Origin of the sequence: Beutenbergia cavernae DSM 12333 (genome assembly GCF_000023105.1) — a bacterium.
In the GTDB taxonomy this organism is placed as follows: domain Bacteria; phylum Actinomycetota; class Actinomycetes; order Actinomycetales; family Beutenbergiaceae; genus Beutenbergia; species Beutenbergia cavernae.
The window spans coordinates 2,681,846-2,698,221 of sequence record NC_012669.1; the positions used below are offsets into that span (position 1 = coordinate 2,681,846).

General features: G+C 73.3%; 17 protein-coding genes. 2 read left to right on the plus strand and 15 right to left on the minus strand.

The genetic code is table 11. From position 1 onward, the window contains the following. Window positions 1-32: 32 nt before the first annotated feature. Together BCAV_RS12060 and hisD are read right to left on the minus strand one after the other, a co-directional pair. Window positions 33-287, minus strand: a complete 255-nt coding sequence (locus BCAV_RS12060) for a PspC domain-containing protein (protein WP_015882885.1) — start codon at window positions 285-287, stop codon at window positions 33-35. 73 nt (window positions 288-360) lie between these two features. Then, complete coding sequence (gene hisD / locus BCAV_RS12065) at window positions 361-1,683, minus strand: histidinol dehydrogenase (RefSeq protein WP_043349663.1); 1,323 nt, start codon at window positions 1,681-1,683, stop codon at window positions 361-363. A 553-nt stretch (window positions 1,684-2,236) separates the two neighbouring features. On the opposite strand from hisD, the gene BCAV_RS12070 reads away from it, so the two are divergent. Next, window positions 2,237-2,470: an RNA-binding S4 domain-containing protein gene (locus BCAV_RS12070; RefSeq protein ID WP_015882887.1), complete on the plus strand. Its 234-nt coding sequence runs from the start codon at window positions 2,237-2,239 to the stop codon at window positions 2,468-2,470. Here BCAV_RS12070 and BCAV_RS12075 read toward each other — a convergent pair. The 10 genes from BCAV_RS12075 to ftsZ all read right to left on the minus strand — a co-directional run bounded on the left by BCAV_RS12075 (window position 2,463) and on the right by ftsZ (window position 12,598). Further along, window positions 2,463-2,996, minus strand: a complete 534-nt coding sequence (locus BCAV_RS12075; RefSeq protein ID WP_015882888.1) for an NUDIX hydrolase — start codon at window positions 2,994-2,996, stop codon at window positions 2,463-2,465. The genes BCAV_RS12070 and BCAV_RS12075 overlap by 8 nt on opposite strands. Before the next feature lie 32 nt (window positions 2,997-3,028). After that, window positions 3,029-6,601 (minus strand): DNA polymerase III subunit alpha, encoded by a 3,573-nt coding sequence (dnaE, locus tag BCAV_RS12080; protein ID WP_015882889.1) that lies wholly within the window; start codon window positions 6,599-6,601, stop codon window positions 3,029-3,031. A gap of 106 nt (window positions 6,602-6,707) precedes the next feature. Then, on the minus strand, window positions 6,708-7,193 hold the full coding sequence (locus tag BCAV_RS12085) for a GNAT family N-acetyltransferase (RefSeq protein ID WP_015882890.1): 486 nt from the start codon (window positions 7,191-7,193) through the stop codon (window positions 6,708-6,710). Window positions 7,194-7,197: 4 nt separating this feature from the next. Next, window positions 7,198-8,127 (minus strand): RluA family pseudouridine synthase, encoded by a 930-nt coding sequence (locus BCAV_RS12090; protein WP_015882891.1) that lies wholly within the window; start codon window positions 8,125-8,127, stop codon window positions 7,198-7,200. Then, on the minus strand, window positions 8,120-8,761 hold the full coding sequence (lspA, locus tag BCAV_RS12095) for a signal peptidase II (protein ID WP_015882892.1): 642 nt from the start codon (window positions 8,759-8,761) through the stop codon (window positions 8,120-8,122). The genes BCAV_RS12090 and lspA overlap by 8 nt, the downstream gene beginning before the upstream one ends. Window positions 8,762-8,908: 147 nt before the next feature. Then, on the minus strand, window positions 8,909-9,625 hold the full coding sequence (locus BCAV_RS12100) for a DivIVA domain-containing protein (RefSeq protein ID WP_015882893.1): 717 nt from the start codon (window positions 9,623-9,625) through the stop codon (window positions 8,909-8,911). Between the two features lie 100 nt (window positions 9,626-9,725). Next, complete coding sequence (locus BCAV_RS12105; protein ID WP_015882894.1) at window positions 9,726-10,016, minus strand: YggT family protein; 291 nt, start codon at window positions 10,014-10,016, stop codon at window positions 9,726-9,728. Between the two features lie 9 nt (window positions 10,017-10,025). Continuing rightward, a complete protein-coding gene (locus BCAV_RS12110; RefSeq protein WP_015882895.1) occupies window positions 10,026-10,514 on the minus strand; it encodes a cell division protein SepF in 489 nt (162 codons plus the stop codon). A gap of 65 nt (window positions 10,515-10,579) precedes the next feature. Further along, window positions 10,580-11,365, minus strand: coding sequence for a purine nucleoside phosphorylase YfiH/LACC1 family protein (locus BCAV_RS12115; RefSeq protein ID WP_015882896.1), 786 nt, complete (start codon window positions 11,363-11,365; stop codon window positions 10,580-10,582). A gap of 6 nt (window positions 11,366-11,371) precedes the next feature. Beyond that, window positions 11,372-12,598: a cell division protein FtsZ gene (ftsZ, locus tag BCAV_RS12120; RefSeq protein WP_015882897.1), complete on the minus strand. Its 1,227-nt coding sequence runs from the start codon at window positions 12,596-12,598 to the stop codon at window positions 11,372-11,374. A gap of 75 nt (window positions 12,599-12,673) precedes the next feature. Here ftsZ and BCAV_RS22975 point away from each other — a divergent pair, with 75 nt between their 5' ends. Beyond that, on the plus strand, window positions 12,674-12,835 hold the full coding sequence (locus tag BCAV_RS22975; protein ID WP_187292815.1) for a hypothetical protein: 162 nt from the start codon (window positions 12,674-12,676) through the stop codon (window positions 12,833-12,835). On the opposite strand, the gene BCAV_RS12125 is transcribed toward BCAV_RS22975, so the two are convergent. From BCAV_RS12125 to BCAV_RS12135, 3 genes are read right to left on the minus strand one after another with little or no spacing between them, the layout of a single operon-like run. Next, complete coding sequence (locus tag BCAV_RS12125) at window positions 12,825-13,811, minus strand: cell division protein FtsQ/DivIB (protein WP_015882898.1); 987 nt, start codon at window positions 13,809-13,811, stop codon at window positions 12,825-12,827. The two genes, BCAV_RS22975 and BCAV_RS12125, sit on opposite strands and share 11 nt — an antisense overlap. Next, the gene (gene murC, locus BCAV_RS12130) at window positions 13,808-15,229 is read right to left on the minus strand and encodes a UDP-N-acetylmuramate--L-alanine ligase (RefSeq protein ID WP_015882899.1); all 1,422 of its coding nucleotides are present in this window, start codon (window positions 15,227-15,229) and stop codon (window positions 13,808-13,810) included. The genes BCAV_RS12125 and murC overlap by 4 nt, the downstream gene beginning before the upstream one ends. Then, window positions 15,226-16,332 (minus strand): UDP-N-acetylglucosamine--N-acetylmuramyl-(pentapeptide) pyrophosphoryl-undecaprenol N-acetylglucosamine transferase, encoded by a 1,107-nt coding sequence (locus BCAV_RS12135; RefSeq protein ID WP_245528839.1) that lies wholly within the window; start codon window positions 16,330-16,332, stop codon window positions 15,226-15,228. The genes murC and BCAV_RS12135 overlap by 4 nt, the downstream gene beginning before the upstream one ends. Between the last annotated feature and the right edge of the window lie 44 nt (window positions 16,333-16,376).

Here is a 16,376-nt window from a genome sequence, read left to right on the forward strand (position 1 = left end):
CCGGATCGGCCGTCCGGAACGGACGGTGCAGCTCAGGCCGTGCCGGCCGACCCGGAGAAGATCCGCTCGAGCGGGATGGATCCGTCCTGCCACGGCAGCAGCAGCCAGGCGACGAGGTACGCCCAGACGCCGAGGACGGGCAGCAGCAGGAGCAGGACGACGACGATCCGCACGATCGTGATGTCGAGGTTCCACTGCTCGGCCATGCCCGCGCAGATGCCGCCGACGATGCGGCTGGGACCGCGGCGGAAGCCGGTGGAGCGGATGGCGTCGAAGAAGCGCGTCATGGCCCCCACGGTACGGGCGGGCGGGCGAGGAGCGCCTCCGGGACGTCCCGGAGAACGTCCCTGAGATCTCGGCTCAGGTGCGCGCGCGTGCCGCCTCGCCGTGCGCGGGGAGGTCCTCGGCGTCGGCGAGCACGGACAGCGCCGGCGTGACCTCCGCGAGCGCCTCCCGGGTGTACTCGATCACCTGGACCGACTTGAGGAAGCTCATGACGCCGAGACCGGACGCGAAGTGCGCGCACCCACCGGTCGGGAGCACGTGGTTCGAGCCGGCGAGGTAGTCGCCGAGCGACACGGGCGAGTACGGGCCGACGAACACCGCACCGGCGTTGTGGACGCGCTCGGCGCGCTCGGCGGCGTCGATCGTCTGGATCTCGAGGTGCTCGGCCGCGTAGGCGTCGACGACGTCCAGCCCCGACTCCAGGTCGTCGACGAGCACGACGGCCGACTGCGGACCGCCGAGCGCCGCCCGCACCCGTTCGGAGTGCTTCGTCGCCGAGACGCGCGCCTCGAGGGCGTCGTCGACGGCGTCGGCCAGCTCCGGCGAGTCGGTCACCAGCACCGCGGCGGCGTTCGGATCGTGCTCGGCCTGCGAGACGAGGTCGGCGGCCACGTGATCCGGGTCGGCGCCGGCATCCGCGAGGATCGCGATCTCCGTGGGTCCGGCCTCCGCGTCGATGCCGACGACGCCGCGGACGGCGCGCTTCGCGGCGGCCACGTACACGTTGCCGGGGCCGGTGACGACGTCGACCGGCTCGCACAGCACCTCGCCGTCGACGTCCTCCGAGCCCGTCGCCCCGTACGCGAACATCGCGATGGCCTGGGCGCCGCCCACGGCGTAGACCTCGTCCACGCCGAGGAGGGCGCAGGCGGCCAGCACGCCCGGATCGGGCAGGCCGCCGTTCTCCTTCTGCGGCGGGCTCGCGACGGCGAGCGCCTCGACGCCGGCGACCTGCGCCGCCACGACGTTCATCACCACGCTGGAGGGGTACAGGGCGAGCCCGCCAGGCACGTACAGCCCGACGCGGCGGACCGGGACCCACCGCTGACGGACGACGGCACCCGGCGCGATCCGGGTCGTCCGCGCCGGCGGGAGCTGCGCCTCGTGACCCTGCCGCACGCGCGCCGCGCTCGTCGTCAGCGCATCCCGCAGCGCGGGGTCCAGCGAGGCGAGCGCCCGCTCCAGCTCCTGCGCGGGGACCCGCACGTGCTCCGGACGGACGCCGTCGAACCGCTCGGCGTAGTCACGCAGCGCGGCTCCGCCACGTTCGCGCACGTCCGCCAGGATCGGTTCGACGGCGGAGGTCGCAGCCTCGACGTCCAGCTCCGCGCGCGGGACCACCGCTCGCAGCTCACGGGCGGAGAGACGGCGGCCACGCAGGTCGATACGGGCGATCAGGGGCACGACGCCGAGTGTAGTGAGCGCCGGCCCCGCCTCGGTCAGGGTGACCGCGTCCCGGTCGGTCCGCTGAGCCACTCCCGCACCGCGGCCCGCCCCGACAGCCGGACGAACCCCGGCTCCCCGGTGAGTGCGGCGTACTCGCGACCACACGGTCACGTCCGCGCCGCCCGGGCTGCCGGGCTCGAGCATCCCGTCCAGGCGCGAGCGCCAGTTCCCGTCGATCACCCACCCGTCGGGGTGCGCCGCGAGGAACTCCTGCACCTGCTCTCGCGCCTCGGCGACGTCGCGCAGTGTCCAGTCCTCCGCCCAGAACACGGCGTCGAGCTCCAGGCGCGGCACGCCGAGGATCGCCGCACTCTCCCGCGCCAGGTGCGTCTTGCCCGAGCCCGCGGCGCCGACGACCCGGATCCGTCGGGGGCCACGGGGCGCTGGCGTCTCACGTTCAACGGGCACCCGCCGCATCCTGCCATCGGCCGGTCTCCCCTGGTCCGGCGAGGCTCTCGGACCTCGGCGGCGCGGGCGGCGGCCCTCGGCACGGCAGGATGGGACCATGTCGAGCGCCGAACCCGTCGAGATCAGCATCCGGGACGAGAGCATCCGGCTGGGCCAGCTGCTCAAGCTCGCCGGGATCGCCGAGGACGGCGCTCAGGCCCGGGAGCTGCTGGCGGACGACGCCGTGCAGGTCGACGGCGTCGCGGAGAACCGCCGCGGGGCGCAGGTCCACCGCGGGGCGCTCGTCGCCGTCGACCTCCCGAGCGGCCCGGTGGCGATCCGCGTCAGCTGAGGGCGCCCCGGTCGACAGCCGCCGGAGGCGGCACCGTGTGGACGCCGTCGTCGGCGAACCCGAACGTCATGACCGTGCTCAGCGACGCGTCGCGGAGCCGCTCGAGCACGGCGAGCTCGTGCGGCACCACCGGGTCGGGCAGCGCGGCGAGCGGCCACCACGCGAGGTCCGCCGCCTTCTGCGGCTCCACGATCCGCGGCTCGCCCGACCATCGCCGACAGGCGAAGAACATGTCGATGCGCTGGTCGTCGGGCGCGTCCGTGTCCGTCCGGTGCATCGCGGTGAGCGGCTCCAGGTCCGAGGGGGCGACGACGACGCCGAGCTCCTCCGCGGTCTCCCGGACAGCCGCCGCGAGCACGCTCTCGCCGGCCTCCACGTGACCCGCCGCGGCACACGCCCAGTACCCGTCCATGTAGCCCGTGCCCTGACGGAGCTGCAGCAGCACCTCGGTGCCGCCGTCGCCGTCCCGCAGCAGCGCCAGGTACGCCGCCGGGACGAGGCTGAACCGCGTGGGCGCGTCCTGCACTCGTCCCTCGCTCCGGAGTCCTCGCTCGTGGCTCACGAGGCGAGGCACCCCGGGCCGAGCAGCGCCTTGAGATCGCCGTACAGGGCCGGCGAGCGCTCCACCCGCAGCGCGTCCTCGAGCCGCAGCACCGTGGCGCGACCCGGGCTGGTGAGCCGCAGGTGCACCTCCGTGCCGCCGGGGTGCGTGGTGAGGATCTCCCGCAGCCGCTCCACGACCGGTGGGGTGCACCGGGCGTCGGGCAGCTGGAGCGTCATCGGGCTCGTGTCAGCGCCGGCGAGGTCGGGCAGCGACAGCTCCATCGCCTGCAGCTGGAGCTGCTCGTCGCGCCGGCGCACCCGACCGCGCAGCACCACCACCGTGTCCTCGGCCAGCACCGTCGAGTACGCGAGGTAGGTCTCGCCGAAGAACATCACCTCGATGCTGCCCTCCAGGTCCTCGATGACGACGGCGGCCCACGGGTTGCCCTGCTTCGACACCTTGACCTGAAGGCTCGTGATGAGCCCGGCGATCGTGACCGTCGAGCCGTCCGGGCGGGCCTCGTCGGCGAGCAGCGTCGCGACGGAGACGTCCGCCGCGGCAGTGAGCACGTGCTCGACGCCGGCGAGCGGGTGGTCCGAGACGTACAGACCGAGCATCTGGCGCTCGAAGCTCAGCTTCTGCTTCTTGTCCCACTCGGGCAGGTCCGGGATCTCGACGGCGAACGACGCGACGCTCCCCGCGGCGTCGTCCGCCGGGCCGCCGAGGGAGGCGAACAGGTCGAACTGCCCCTCCGCCTCCTTGCGCTTGACGCCGATCACGGCGTCGACCGCCTGCTCATGCACGAGGAGCAGCGACCGGCGCGTGTGCCCGAGCGCGTCGAACGCGCCCGCCTTGACGAGCGACTCGATGGTCCGCTTGTTGCAGACGACGGCCGGCACCTTGTCGAGGAAGTCCGTGAACGAGGTGAACGCCCCCTTCTCCTCGCGGGCCTTCGCGATGGCCTCCACGACGTTCGCCCCGACGTTGCGCACCGCGGCGAGCCCGAACCGGATGTCTTCGCCGACCGGGGTGAAGTTCGCCGCCGAGTCGTTGACGTCCGGCGGCAGGACGGTGATGCCCAGGTGCCGGCACTCGTTGAGGTAGAGGGCGCTCTTGTCCTTGTCGTCGCGCGTGGACGTGAGCAGCGCCGCCATGTACTCGACGCGATAGTTGACCTTGAGGTACGCCGTCCAGTACGAGATCAGCCCGTACGCCGCCGAGTGCGCCTTGTTGAACGCGTAGTCGGAGAACGGGACCAGCACGTCCCAGAGGGCCTTGATCGCCCCTTCGGAGTACCCGCGCTCCTTCATCCCGTTCGAGAACGGGACGTACTCCTTGTCGAGGATCTCCTTCTTCTTCTTGCCCATCGCGCGCCGCAGCAGGTCGGCCTCGCCGAGCGTGTACCCGGCCAGGTGCTGGGCGATCGCCATGACCTGCTCCTGGTAGACGATGAGTCCGTAGGTGGGGCCGAGGACCTCCTCGAGCGGGCCGGCGAGCTCCGGGTGGATCGGGACGATGTCCTGGAGGCCGTTCTTGCGCAGGGCGTAGTTGGTGTGCGAGTTCGCACCCATGGGGCCGGGACGGTAGAGCGCGCCCACGGCGGAGATGTCCTCGAAGTTGTCCGGGCGCATGAGGCGCAGGAGCTGCCGCATGCCGCTGCCGTCCAGCTGGAACACGCCGAGCGTCTCCGCCCGGCCGAGCAGCTCGTACGTCGCGGCGTCATCGAGCGGCACGTCCTCGATGACGACGTCCGGCTTGCCGTTGATGCCGATGTTGACGAGCGCGTCCTCGAGGATCGTGAGGTTGCGCAGCCCGAGGAAGTCCATCTTCACCAGGCCGAGGTCTTCCCCGGCCGGGAAGTCGATCTGCGTGATGATCGCGCCGTCGGAGTCGCGCCGCATGATCGGGATGACGTCGATCAGCGGCTCGGACGAGATGATGATCCCGGCCGCGTGGACGCCCCACTGTCGTTTGAGGCCCTCGATGCCCTTCGCGGCATCGGTGACCTTGCGCGCATCGGGGTCGGTCTCGTACAGCGTGCGGAACTCTGCCGCCTCCGCGTACCGCTTGTCCTCCGGGTCGAAGATGCCGCTCAGGCTGACGTCCTTGCCCATGAGGGCCGGCGGCATCGCCTTCGTGAGCTTCTCCCCCATGGCGAACGGGTAGCCGAGCACGCGCCCCGAGTCCTTGAGCGACTGCTTCGCCTTGATCGTGCCGTACGTGACGATCGAGGCGACGTTCTCCTCGCCGTACTTCTGGGTGACGTAGCGGATGACCTCGCCGCGCCGACGCTCGTCGAAGTCGATGTCGAAGTCGGGCAGCGACATCCGCTCCGGGTTGAGGAACCGCTCGAAGATCAGACCGTTGCTCAGCGGGTCGAGCTCCGTGATGCCCATGGCGTAGGCGGCCATGGAGCCGGCACCCGACCCCCGGCCGGGGCCGACGCGGATGGAGTTCCGCTTGGCCCAGTTGATGAAGTCAGCGACCACGAGGTAGTACCCGGCGTACCCCTTGGACGTGATGACCTCGATCTCGTACTTCGCCTGCTGCGCGACGTCCTCGGGGACGTGCTCGCCGAACCGCGAGACGAGGCCGCGCTCGACCTCCTTGACGAACAGCGAGATCTCGTCCTCGCCGGGCGGCACCGGGAAGTGCGGCATGTACCGCCCGACCTGCTCGGTGAACTCCACCTCACAGCGTTCCGCGATCGCGAGCGTGTTGTCGCACGCCTCGGGCAGCTCCGCGAACAGGCGCCGCATCTCGGCGCTCGACCGCACGTAGTAGCCGTCGCCGGACAGCGCGAACCGGTTGCCGCCCTGTTCGTACGTCGGGTCCGACATCAGCGAGTTGGACTGGACGCACAGCAGCAGCTCGTGCGCGTGCTCGTCCTCGTCGCGCACGTAGTGCAGGTCGTTCGTCGCCACCAACGGCGCACCCAGGTGGGCCGCGAGCTCCATGAGCTGCTTCGCCACGCGCTTCTCGAGCTCGAGCGAGTGATCCATGAGCTCGATGTAGAAGCTGTCCTTGCCGAAGATGTCCTGGAGCTCCGCGGCGGCACGCACCGCCTCGTCCCACTGCCCGAGCCGCAGCCGCGTCTGGATCTCCCCCGAGGGGCAGCCCGAGAACGCGATGAGCCCGTCCGAGTACCGCGTCATCAGCTCGCGGTCGATGCGCGGCTTGAAGTAGTAGCCCTCGAGGCTCGCGAGCGAACCCATCCGGAACAGGTTGTGCATCCCGGCCGTCGTCTCGGAGACGAGGGTCAGGTGCGTGTACGCACCGCCGCCCGCGACGTCGTCGCCCACCTGGTCGCGCTCACCCCAGCGCACCCTCGAACGGTCCTGCCGCGCCGTGCCGGGTGTGACGTACGCCTCCAGGCCGATGATCGGCTTGATGCCCGCGGCGCGCGCCCGCTTCCAGAAGTCGTACGCACCGAACAGGTACCCGTGGTCGGTGATGGCCACGGCGCTCTGCCCCTGCGCCTTGACCTCGGCGACGAGATCGGGCACCCGGGCCGCGCCGTCGAGCATCGAGTAGTCCGTGTGCACGTGGAGATGGACGAAGTCGGATCCAGGTGCAGCGGACGGCATGAGGTAGATCGTAAGTCGCGCCGCCCACGCCCGGACGACCCCGCGCGGGTGTCGCCGATGCCGGTGGTGTCCGACGGCGTGTCGTCCTCCGGCGTGTCCGCGTCCGTCAGATCGTGAGGACCCGCACGGCCTCGCGGTGCCGGATCCCGGCATCGAGGAAGACCTCGTCGGCGACGGCGTAGCCGAGCCGGGCGTAGAAGCCCACCGCGCGCTCCTGGGCCGCCAGCTCGACGCGCACGGTCAGCCGCTCGCCGTCGGGCACGCCGTGGTCGGCGAGCGCCAGGCCCTCGAGGGCGGCCATGAGCACGGCGCCGACGCCGAGCCCGCGAGCCGACGCCGCGACGGCGATCCGACCGACGTGCACCACGCCCGGCCGGTCCGGGTCGGCGAGCAGCCGACCGGTCCCGAGCACCTCGTCGTCGCTCCCGCAGGCGAGCACGTGCGTCGTGGTCGGTGCGTCGTCGTCCGCATCGTGCTCGAGCTCGATCGGCACGCCCTGCTCCCGGACGAACACGTCGTGGCGGAGCGCCAGCGCCCGCCGGAGCATGGCGTCGTCGGTGACCCGCAGGACGCGCACCGTGGGGGCGCTCATCCGCTCATGCTCCGTCCCGGAGCGCCTCCAGGGACGCCGCCAGGTCTGCGGGGTAGTCGGACGTCACCTCTGTCCACTCCCCCGTCACCGGGTGCTCGAAGCCGAGCCGGACGGCGTGCAGCCACTGCCGCGTCAGGCCGAGTCGTTCCGCCAGCCGGGGATCGGCCCCGTACGTCACGTCGCCGACGCACGGGTGCTTGACGGCCGCCATGTGCACGCGGATCTGGTGCGTCCGCCCGGTCTCGAGGTGGACCTCCAGCAGGCTCGCCGCCGGCATCGCCTCGAGCGTCTCGTAGTGCGTGACCGAGGGCTTGCCGTCGGCGACGACAGCCCACTTGTAGTCGTGCCGCGGGTGCCGCCCGATCGGGGCGTCGATCGTCCCGGCGCTCGGGTCCGGGTGCCCCTGGACGAGCGCGTGGTAGACCTTCGTCACCGTGCGTTCCTTGAACGCGCGTTTGAGCACCGAGTAGGCGCGCTCGCTCTTGGCCACGGCCATGAGCCCCGACGTCCCGACGTCGAGGCGGTGCACCACGCCCTGCCGCTCCGCCGCGCCGGACGTCGACACGCGCACACCGGCGGCGGCGAGCGCGCCGATCACGGTAGGCCCGCTCCACCCGGGCGAGGGGTGGGCGGCGACGCCGACGGGCTTGTCGACGACGACCACGTCGTCGTCGGAGTACACGATCCGCATCCCGGGCACGGGTTCGGCCACGACCTGCGGAGGCTCCGCGGCCTCCGGCAGCTCGACCTCCAGCCACGCCCCGGCCGCGAGCCGGTCCGACTTCCCGGCCGCGGCGCCGTCCAGCAGCACCCGACCCGCCGCGGCGAGGTCGGCCGCCGCGGAGCGGGAGAGCCCGAGCAGACGTGCCATCCCGACGTCCACGCGCTCACCCGCGAGCCCGTCCGGCACGGGCAGGCTGCGTCGCTCAGCCATCGGCGTGCTGCACGCGCGATCCGTCGAGCGCCCGCCCCTGCACGGCCAGCAGCGCGATCCCCGCGGCCGAGAGGACGATCGCGATGTCGGCGACGTTGCCGACGAAGAGGTCCGCGTAGTTGATGAAGTCGACCACGTGCCCGACGCCGAAGCCGGGCTCGCGGAAGAGCCGGTCGATGAGGTTGCCGACCGCCCCGCCGAGCAGGGCTCCGAGGGCCACCGCCCAGCGCGCCGTGCCGATCTTCCGCGCCGTCACGAGGACGGCGATGCTCACCGCCACCATCGCGATCGTGAAGACCCACGTGACGCCGGTGCCGAACGAGAACGCTGCCCCGGGGTTGAACACCAGCGTGAACGAGAGCAGGTCGCCGATCACCGGGACCCGCTCGCCCGGCTCGAGATTCGTCACCGCGAGGTACTTGGTGACCTGGTCGACCAGCACCACCGCGACCGCGAGGACGGCGAACTGCCACAGCAGACGACGTCGACGCTCGGGGGGAACGGGCGGGGCGCCGGAGGACTCCGACGGCGTCGCGTCCGCATCGCCGGCCCTCGCCGACGCCTCCACCGCCTCCCCCTCGGCCGCAGGGCCGTGGGTGGCGTCGTGCTGCCCGACGGGCTCCTGGCTGGTCATCGGGGCAAAGTCTGGCACGGAATCGCCCCGGTGCCTGCTCTCCCGTGGCACGCGTGGGAACGGCTGCGGCCCGGGCACCCATGGGTGCCCGGGCCGCGAGTCCGTGCGGTGTGCCGGTCGCGCGTGCCTCGCGCCGGCGTCGGTGCGCTACGGCAGGGTCGGGACGTCGGCCGCGGAGTCGAGGCCGATGATCGACGCCTGCTTGTCGAGGTTCTCCAGCAGGCCCCCGAGGTACCCCTTGAGCCGGGTCCGGTAGTCGCGCTCGAACGCCCGCAGCTGCGAGATCTTGTGCTCGAGCGTCGCCCGCTCCGTCTCGAGCTGCTTGAGCGTCCGGGAGCGCTGCTCCTGCGCCTCCTGCTGGATCTGGTCACCGGCCGAACGCGCCTCGGCGACGATCCGGTCGGCCTCCTCCTTGCCGTTGCGCACGTACTCGTCGTGGAGCCGCTGCGCGAGCTGCAGCATGCCGGTCGCCGACTCGGGCTCGGTCTGCCCGGGACGCGGAGCCGGGGCGGCCGGAGCCGCGGGCTGCGCGTAAGCAGGCGCCGGAGCGGGCGTCGGCTTGGGTGCCGGCGGCTCGGGCTCGGGCTCCGGCGCCACCGGCGCCGTCACCTGGGTCACAGGGCCGGTCTCGTCGACGGCCGGCGCGGCCGCTGCCGCGCCACCACCGGACCGGCTCAGCTCGGACACGCGCCGCTCGGCGGCGGCGAGCTTCGTCTTGAGCTCCTCGTTCTCGCCCGCGGTGACGCGGAGAGTGTTGACGATCTCGTCGAGGAAGTCGTCCACCTCGTCCTGGTCGTAGCCCTCACGGAACTTGGTGGTCTGGAACTTCTTGTTGAGAACGTCGTCTGCTGTCAGCAGCGCCATAGTGGTCACCTCGGTTAGTCATCTCGTCCGCACGGACTTCGCCTGCGTGGAACGCGGTCAACGGTAGCGGATGCCTTCCCCGGCGCACGCGCTGGCCCACTCAGGCGAGCCTGGAGAGTATCTGCAGGAGGAACGACGCGACGATCATGACCACGAGGAAGGCGAGATCGATGGCGACGCCGCCGATCCGCAACGGGGGAATCACGCGCCGCACGAGCTTGATCGGTGGATCCGTGACGGTGTACACGGCTTCGGCGAGCACCAGGGTCACGCCCTGCGGGCGCCACTCCCTCGAGAACACCTGGATGAGATCGAACACGATCCGGATCAGCATCGCGACGATGAAGAGCAGGACGAGCAGGTAGGCGATCGACGCGATCCAGCCAAGCACGTGGGTGGATCAGCTCTGGTTGAAGAAGCGCGCCTGCGGCTCCTCGTCCTCGGCCGAGTCGGTGGCGATCTCGACGGAGGCAGGCGAGAGCAGGAAGACCTTGTTGGTGACTCGCTCGATCGAGCCGTGCAGGCCGAACACCAGTCCCGCCGAGAAGTCGACGAGGCGCTTCGCCTCGGCGTCGGTCATGTCCGTCAGGTTCATGATGACGGGCGTGCCGGATCGGAAGGACTCCCCGATGATCTTCGCGTCGTTGTACGTGCGCGGGTGGACGGTCGTGATGCGACGCAGGTCGCCGGCGCTCCCCGCCGACGACGCCGCGGAGCGGGCCGATCGGATCGGCGTCACCGCGGCCGGCGCGTGCTCGCGCGGCTTCTGCTGCTCCGGAGCGTCCGACTGGGCGTACTCGTCGTACTCCGCGTACTCCGACTCCGCCCCCTCGGCACGGTCCGCCTCGGACAGCCCGAGGTACAGCATCGTCTTCCGCAGGGCTCCCATGGCTGCTCCTCGTGTGGTGCCTCGACGCCTCGACGGGTCGCAAGCGCGCCCCGTCCCTCGTGACGCTAGCCCAGGCCACCGTCCCGGGAGTGCACCACCCTGCGGCGTGTCGCGATCACGCCGGCGCTCCGGCCGGTGACGCCGTCGCGCCGGTGCGAGAACATCGCGGCGTCCTCCCGTGTGCAGACGTCGACGCGGACCACGTCGACCCCGTCCGCCGTGAGCCCGGTCACGACGGCGCCCGGCAGGTCGAGCGACGGCGTCCCCCAGGACGTCGTGGCGCGCGCGGCCGGGTACGCCTCCGCCACCTCGTCGCGCATCGACTCCGGCACCTCGTAGCACCGGCCGCAGATCGCGGGACCCACGACCGCCCTCAGGTCGCCGCCGCCGCGCGAGCGCACCGCCGCCACCGTGGCGCCCACGACGCCCGCGAGCAGGCCCGCACGGCCGGCATGCGCCGTCGCGAGCACGGGTGCTCCGTCGGGGCCCGTCGCGGCGATCAGCACCGGGACGCAGTCTGCGACGAGCACGCCGAGCCCGATGTCGGTGCGCCGGGTCACGAGGGCGTCGGCGACAGCCACGCTCCCGGCCCGGACATCCGCGCCGGCGTCCACCTCGGCGACGTCGGGCCCGTGCACCTGGGTGGCGAACGCCACAGGTGCGCCGAGGAGCTCCGCCACCCGCAGCCGGTTCGCCCGGACCGCCCGCTCGTCGTCGGCGACGCCCAGTCCGAGGTTCAGGCTGGCGTACGGCGCAGCGCTCAGCCCGCCGGCACGGGTCGTGAAGAACGCCCGCACCGCCGGGCCGAGATCGCACTCGATGACGTCGATGACGCCGTCGGCCGGCGACATGTGCGCCTACTTGAGGAAGTCGGGCACGTCCAGGTCGTCCTCGCGCCGCGACCGCACCGGCTGCTCGTCGAACACGCGCGGCACCTCGAGCGTGGACGGCCCCTCCTGCCGTGCCCCGACGGGAGCCGGGACGGGCTCCGCGTCGCGCTCGACCTGCGGTGTCGCAGCGGGCGCCGGGGCCGGGGCCTCGGGCGCCTGGGGCTGTTCCTCGATACGCGGCGGCACCGCGGGCCGGGACGGCGCCACGATCTGCCCGACGCCGCGGTCGGTGGCGCGGGGCTGAGGCGTGCCGCCGTCGAACCCGGCGGCGATGACCGTGACGCGGACCTCGTCGCCGAGCGCGTCGTCGATGACGGCGCCGAAGATGATGTTCGCCTCCGGGTGCGCCGCCTCCTGCACGAGCCGGGCCGCCTCGTGGATCTCGAACAGCCCGAGGTCGCTGCCGCCCTGGATCGAGAGGAGCACGCCGTGGGCGCCGTCGATGCTCGCCTCCAGCAGGGGCGACGAGATCGCGAGCTCGGCCGCCTGGACCGCACGGTCCTCGCCGATGGCCGACCCGATGCCCATGAGGGCGCTGCCCGCGCCCTGCATGACGGACTTCACGTCGGCGAAGTCCAGGTTGATGAGACCGGGTGTGGTGATGAGGTCGGTGATGCCCTGCACGCCGGACAGGAGCACCTGGTCCGCGGACTTGAACGCGTCCAGCACCGAGACGCCCCGGTCGCTGATGGACAGCAGGCGGTCGTTGGGGATGACGATGAGGGTGTCGACCTCGTCGCGCAGGATGTCGATGCCGTTGTCCGCCTGGACGCCTCGGCGGCGACCCTCGAACGTGAACGGGCGGGTCACCACGCCGATCGTCAGCGCGCCGAGCGCGCGGGCGATCCGGGCCACGACCGGCGCGCCACCGGTGCCGGTGCCGCCGCCCTCGCCCGCGGTGACGAACACCATGTCCGCGCCGCGGATGACGTCCTCGATCTCCTCGGAGTGGTCCTCGGCCGCCTTCTTGCCCACCTCCGGGTCAGCGCCGGCGCCGAGGCCGCGCGTGAGGTCGCGACCGACGTCGAGCTTGACGTCCGCGTCGCTCATGAGCAGGGCCTGCGCGTCGGTGTTGATCGCGATGAACTCGACGCCCTTGAGCCCGACCTCGATCATCCGGTTCACGGCGTTGACGCCGCCGCCGCCGATGCCGACCACCTTGATGACCGCCAGGTAATTCTGCGGTGCTGCCACGTTGGTCCCTCTCATTCGGTGGTCAACCTTCACCCTCAGGTAGAGGGTCAGACTTATGTCACATTCGTCCTGTCCATGACGGTAGGTCCGCGCCCGCGGCTCGGCAACGACATCGCCCGCGTGTCGTCGCGCCGGAGACGTCCGAACGCCGCCGGACGGAGTCAGGCGAGGTGCGCCGTCGTCATCCCCCACCAGGCGGTCGGCATCGCCGTCGACGCCGCCGCCGTCAGCGGGTGATCGGCGCCTCGGGCGCGCTCACGTCGTAGTAGGCGGCGCCGACCTGCAGGAGCGTCGACAGCACTGCCACCTTGAGCGCCGACTCGGCCGGGCTCCCCCACTCCACGCGGGCGCCGTCGGCGAGCTCGAACCGCACCGACTGCTCCGACCGCGCGCCGGCGGTGACGATCTGGGCGCGCAGCTCGTCCGGGAGCGCGCCGAGCACCTCGAGCACGGCGGCGACGGCGTCCTGCCGGGCGCCGTCGTCGAGCGGCACCGTCATCTCGGGGAGCCCGGCCGGCGTCTCCCCGCCGGCCGGCACCGTCGCGATGACCACGCCCTCGGCATCGAGGAGCAGCGTGCCCTCGTCGCCGGGGACGACGGCGACCGGCGTGCGGGGCGTGATCTCGATCCGCAGGCCACCCGGCCACGACCTCGAGACGCCGGCGTCCTGGACGGCCGGGATCTGCTCGATCTCCTCAGCGAGGGCCGCCAGGTCGATCCGGGCGAGCGGCACGCCGACCTCGGGTCCGGCCACGGCGGCGACGGCCGCGCCGTCGACGTACCCGCCCGCGCCGACCACCTCGACGGCGTCGTCGCGCAGCGCGAGCACGGGCGAGGCCAGGACGAGCCAGCCCAGCCCGGCGAGCACGGCCACGACGCCGGCGAGCACGCCCAGCCGGAGCCCGGTGCGCCGTCGGCGCGCCGACTCGCGCTCGGCGAGCCGGTCGGAGATCTGGCTCACCCGCGGCGGTCCGAAGGCGGCGGGCGCTGAGCTCTCCCGGGGTGCGACCCGCACGAGCCGCGACTCCGCGGGAGCCTCCTCGGCCCGGTCGGCGTCGGCCGAGGGCGGCTCCCGCGGGGGCACCGCCGGCTGCGCGTCGTGGGTCTGCTCGGCCGGCGCGTCATGCTCCGACGGCGCGTCCCGCTGCGGCAGCGTGTCCCGCTCCGGCGGCGCGGTGCGCTCCGGGCGGCGCGGCGCGGCAGGCGGCCTCACGAGGGACCCGCCAGGTCGGCGAGGATGACCGCGGCGAGCTCGGTGACGTCCCCCGCCCCGACCGTCAGCACGAGGTCGCCCGGCCGCGCCCGGCCGGCGATCTCGTGAGCGGCGGCCAGCCGATCCGGCACGAGGGCGAACGGGGCGGCGCCGCGCGCCGCGCGCCCGGGCGGCTCCGCCTGGGTGACGAGCGCGCTCGTGACGCCCGGCGCGGGATCCTCGCGCGCCCCGTAGATGCCGGTGACGACGACGACGTCGGCGGCGTCGAGCGCGTCGGCGAACGCTGTGGCGAACGCGGCGGTCCGCGAGTACAGGTGCGGCTGGAACAGCACGAGCACGCGGCCGTCGCCCACCGCGAGCCGCGCGGCCTCGAGCGCGGCTCGCACCTTCGTGGGGTTGTGGGCGTAGTCGTCGACGACGCGCACGCCGCCGGCCTCGCCCCTGGTCTCGAAACGGCGCGCCGTCCCGGTGAAGCGGGCGAGGCCATGGGCGAGCTGCTCGGCGTCGGCGCCGAGCTCGAGGCCCGCCGCCCACCCGGCGACGGCGTCGAGCACCGTGTGCCGCCCCGGTGCCGCGAGGCGGAGACGCACGGGCCCGGGGCCGAGCCCGTCGGCTGTCACGAGCGTCACCTCGGCGCGCGCCGACGTCGCGTCCAGCTCGAGGTCGGTGATCCGCACGTGGTCGCTCGCGGGGTCGAGCGGCTCCCCGCCGACGCCGTAGGTCCGCACGCGGATGCCCTGCGCCGTCGCCCAGCGCGCGAGCTCGAGCGAGCCGGGGTCGTCGGCGCACGCCACGAGCAGCCCGCCGGACACGATCCGACGGGCGAACTCCCGGAACGCCTCGACGAGGGCATCGGTGTCCGCGTAGTGGTCCAGGTGATCGGCCTCGATGTTGGTGACGACGGCGACCCGCGGGGCGTAGGCGAGGAACGAGGAGTCGGACTCGTCGGCCTCGGCCACGAACACGCGCCCCGCCCCCACGCGCGCTCCGGAGGACCAGTCGCGCACCACCGCCCCGATCGCGGCGGTGGGGTCGAGACCAGCTTCCGTGAGCGCGACGGCGAGCATCGCCGACGTCGTCGTCTTGCCGTGCGTCCCGGCGACGGCGACGAGCTCGCGTTCGTTCGCGATCCGGGCGAGCGCCGCCGATCGGTGCAGCACCTCGACGCCGAGCTCGCGTGCCCGCACCAGCTCGGGGTTGTCGCCACGGATCGCGGAGCTCACGACGACGACGTCGGCCCCCTCGACGGCGGCGGCGCGGTGCCCGACCTCGACGCGCGCGCCGAGGTCGGCCAGCCGGCGCAGGGCTGCGGATTCGGCGGCGTCGGACCCGGTGACGACGTGGCCGGCCGCGAGCGCGAGCTCGGCGACGACGGACATCCCGGCCCCGCCGATCGCGATGAAGTGCCAGCGCGTCATCGGGATCTCCCGGCGAGCGCGACGGCTGTGACGACGTCGGCGAGCCGCGCCGCGCCGTCGGGCACCCCCGCTGCCCGGGCCGCGGCTCCCATCGCCGTCAGGGCCGAGGAGTCGATGAGGAGCGGGACCACGCGGTCCGCCACCCAGTCGGGCGTGAAGTCGGCGTCCGCGACGAGCAGGCCCCCGCCGCCGTCGACGATCGGCGCGGCGTTCAGGCGCTGTTCCCCGTTGCCGACCGGCAGCGGCACGTACACGGCGCCGATGCCGAGCGCCGCGACCTCGCTGACCGTGCCGGCGCCCGCGCGAGCCACGACGAGGTCCGCGCAGGCGTAGGCCCGCTCCATCTCGGCGAGGTAGGGACGGACGTGGTACGCGGAACGCACCTCGGGCGCGTGCGCGTCCAGCGCCGCCTGCACCGCGTCGGCCTTCCCGGTGCCTGTCAGGTGCAGGACCTGGGCCCCGGCGGCGACGAGCACGGGCGCCGCGGCGGCGATCGTCGCGTTGACGGCCTGCGCCCCCAGCGACCCACCGGTCACGAGCACCGTCGTGCGGGCCGGGTCGAGGCCGAGCTCCTGCGCACCCGCCCGGCGCGCCGCGAGAGCGGCGTCCACCTGACCGCGGGCCGCCACGAGGCTCGCGACCTCGGGGCGCAGCGGGAGCCCGGTCACCGTCGTCGAGCCCCGCCGCGCGTGCAGCGGCGTGCCCGGGAACGTCACGGCGACGGCGGCGGCATGCCGGGCACCGAGCCGGTTCGCCAGGCCGGGCCGGGCGTTCTGCTCGTGGACGACGGCGGGGACGTGCGCGCGCCGGGCCGCGGAGTAGGCGGGGGTGGCGACGTACCCGCCGAACCCGACGACGACGTCCGCCTCGATCGCGGCGATGGCAGCGCCGGCTTCCCGGACCGCCCGCCGGTACCGCCCCGGGAACCGCACGAGGTCGGCGTCCGGGCGGCGCGGGAACGGGACGCGCTCGATCGTGACGAGCTCGTAGCCGCGGTCCGGCACGAGGCGCGCCTCCAGCCCGCTCGACGTGCCGAGCACCGCCACCCTCGTCTCGGCGTCGCGTGCGCGGAGCTCGTCCGCCAGCGCGAGGAGCGGGTTCACGTGCCCCGCCGTGCCACCACCGGCGAGCACAACGCGAAGCCGTG

What these genes read in the sequence shown, in the direction of transcription:
- BCAV_RS12060 (WP_015882885.1), bottom strand. Translation starts at nt 287, where the DNA reads ATGACGCGCTTCTTCGACGCCATCCGCTCCACCGGCTTCCGCCGCGGT.
- BCAV_RS12070 (WP_015882887.1), top strand. Translation starts at nt 2,237, where the DNA reads ATGTCGAGCGCCGAACCCGTCGAGATCAGCATCCGGGACGAGAGCATC.
- dnaE (WP_015882889.1), bottom strand. Translation starts at nt 6,601, where the DNA reads ATGCCGTCCGCTGCACCTGGATCCGACTTCGTCCATCTCCACGTGCAC.
- BCAV_RS12085 (WP_015882890.1), bottom strand. Translation starts at nt 7,193, where the DNA reads ATGAGCGCCCCCACGGTGCGCGTCCTGCGGGTCACCGACGACGCCATG.
- BCAV_RS12090 (WP_015882891.1), bottom strand. Translation starts at nt 8,127, where the DNA reads ATGGCTGAGCGACGCAGCCTGCCCGTGCCGGACGGGCTCGCGGGTGAG.
- lspA (WP_015882892.1), bottom strand. Translation starts at nt 8,761, where the DNA reads ATGACCAGCCAGGAGCCCGTCGGGCAGCACGACGCCACCCACGGCCCT.
- BCAV_RS12100 (WP_015882893.1), bottom strand. Translation starts at nt 9,625, where the DNA reads ATGGCGCTGCTGACAGCAGACGACGTTCTCAACAAGAAGTTCCAGACC.
- BCAV_RS12110 (WP_015882895.1), bottom strand. Translation starts at nt 10,514, where the DNA reads ATGGGAGCCCTGCGGAAGACGATGCTGTACCTCGGGCTGTCCGAGGCG.
- BCAV_RS12115 (WP_015882896.1), bottom strand. Translation starts at nt 11,365, where the DNA reads ATGTCGCCGGCCGACGGCGTCATCGACGTCATCGAGTGCGATCTCGGC.
- BCAV_RS22975 (WP_187292815.1), top strand. Translation starts at nt 12,674, where the DNA reads ATGACGGTAGGTCCGCGCCCGCGGCTCGGCAACGACATCGCCCGCGTG.
- murC (WP_015882899.1), bottom strand. Translation starts at nt 15,229, where the DNA reads ATGACGCGCTGGCACTTCATCGCGATCGGCGGGGCCGGGATGTCCGTC.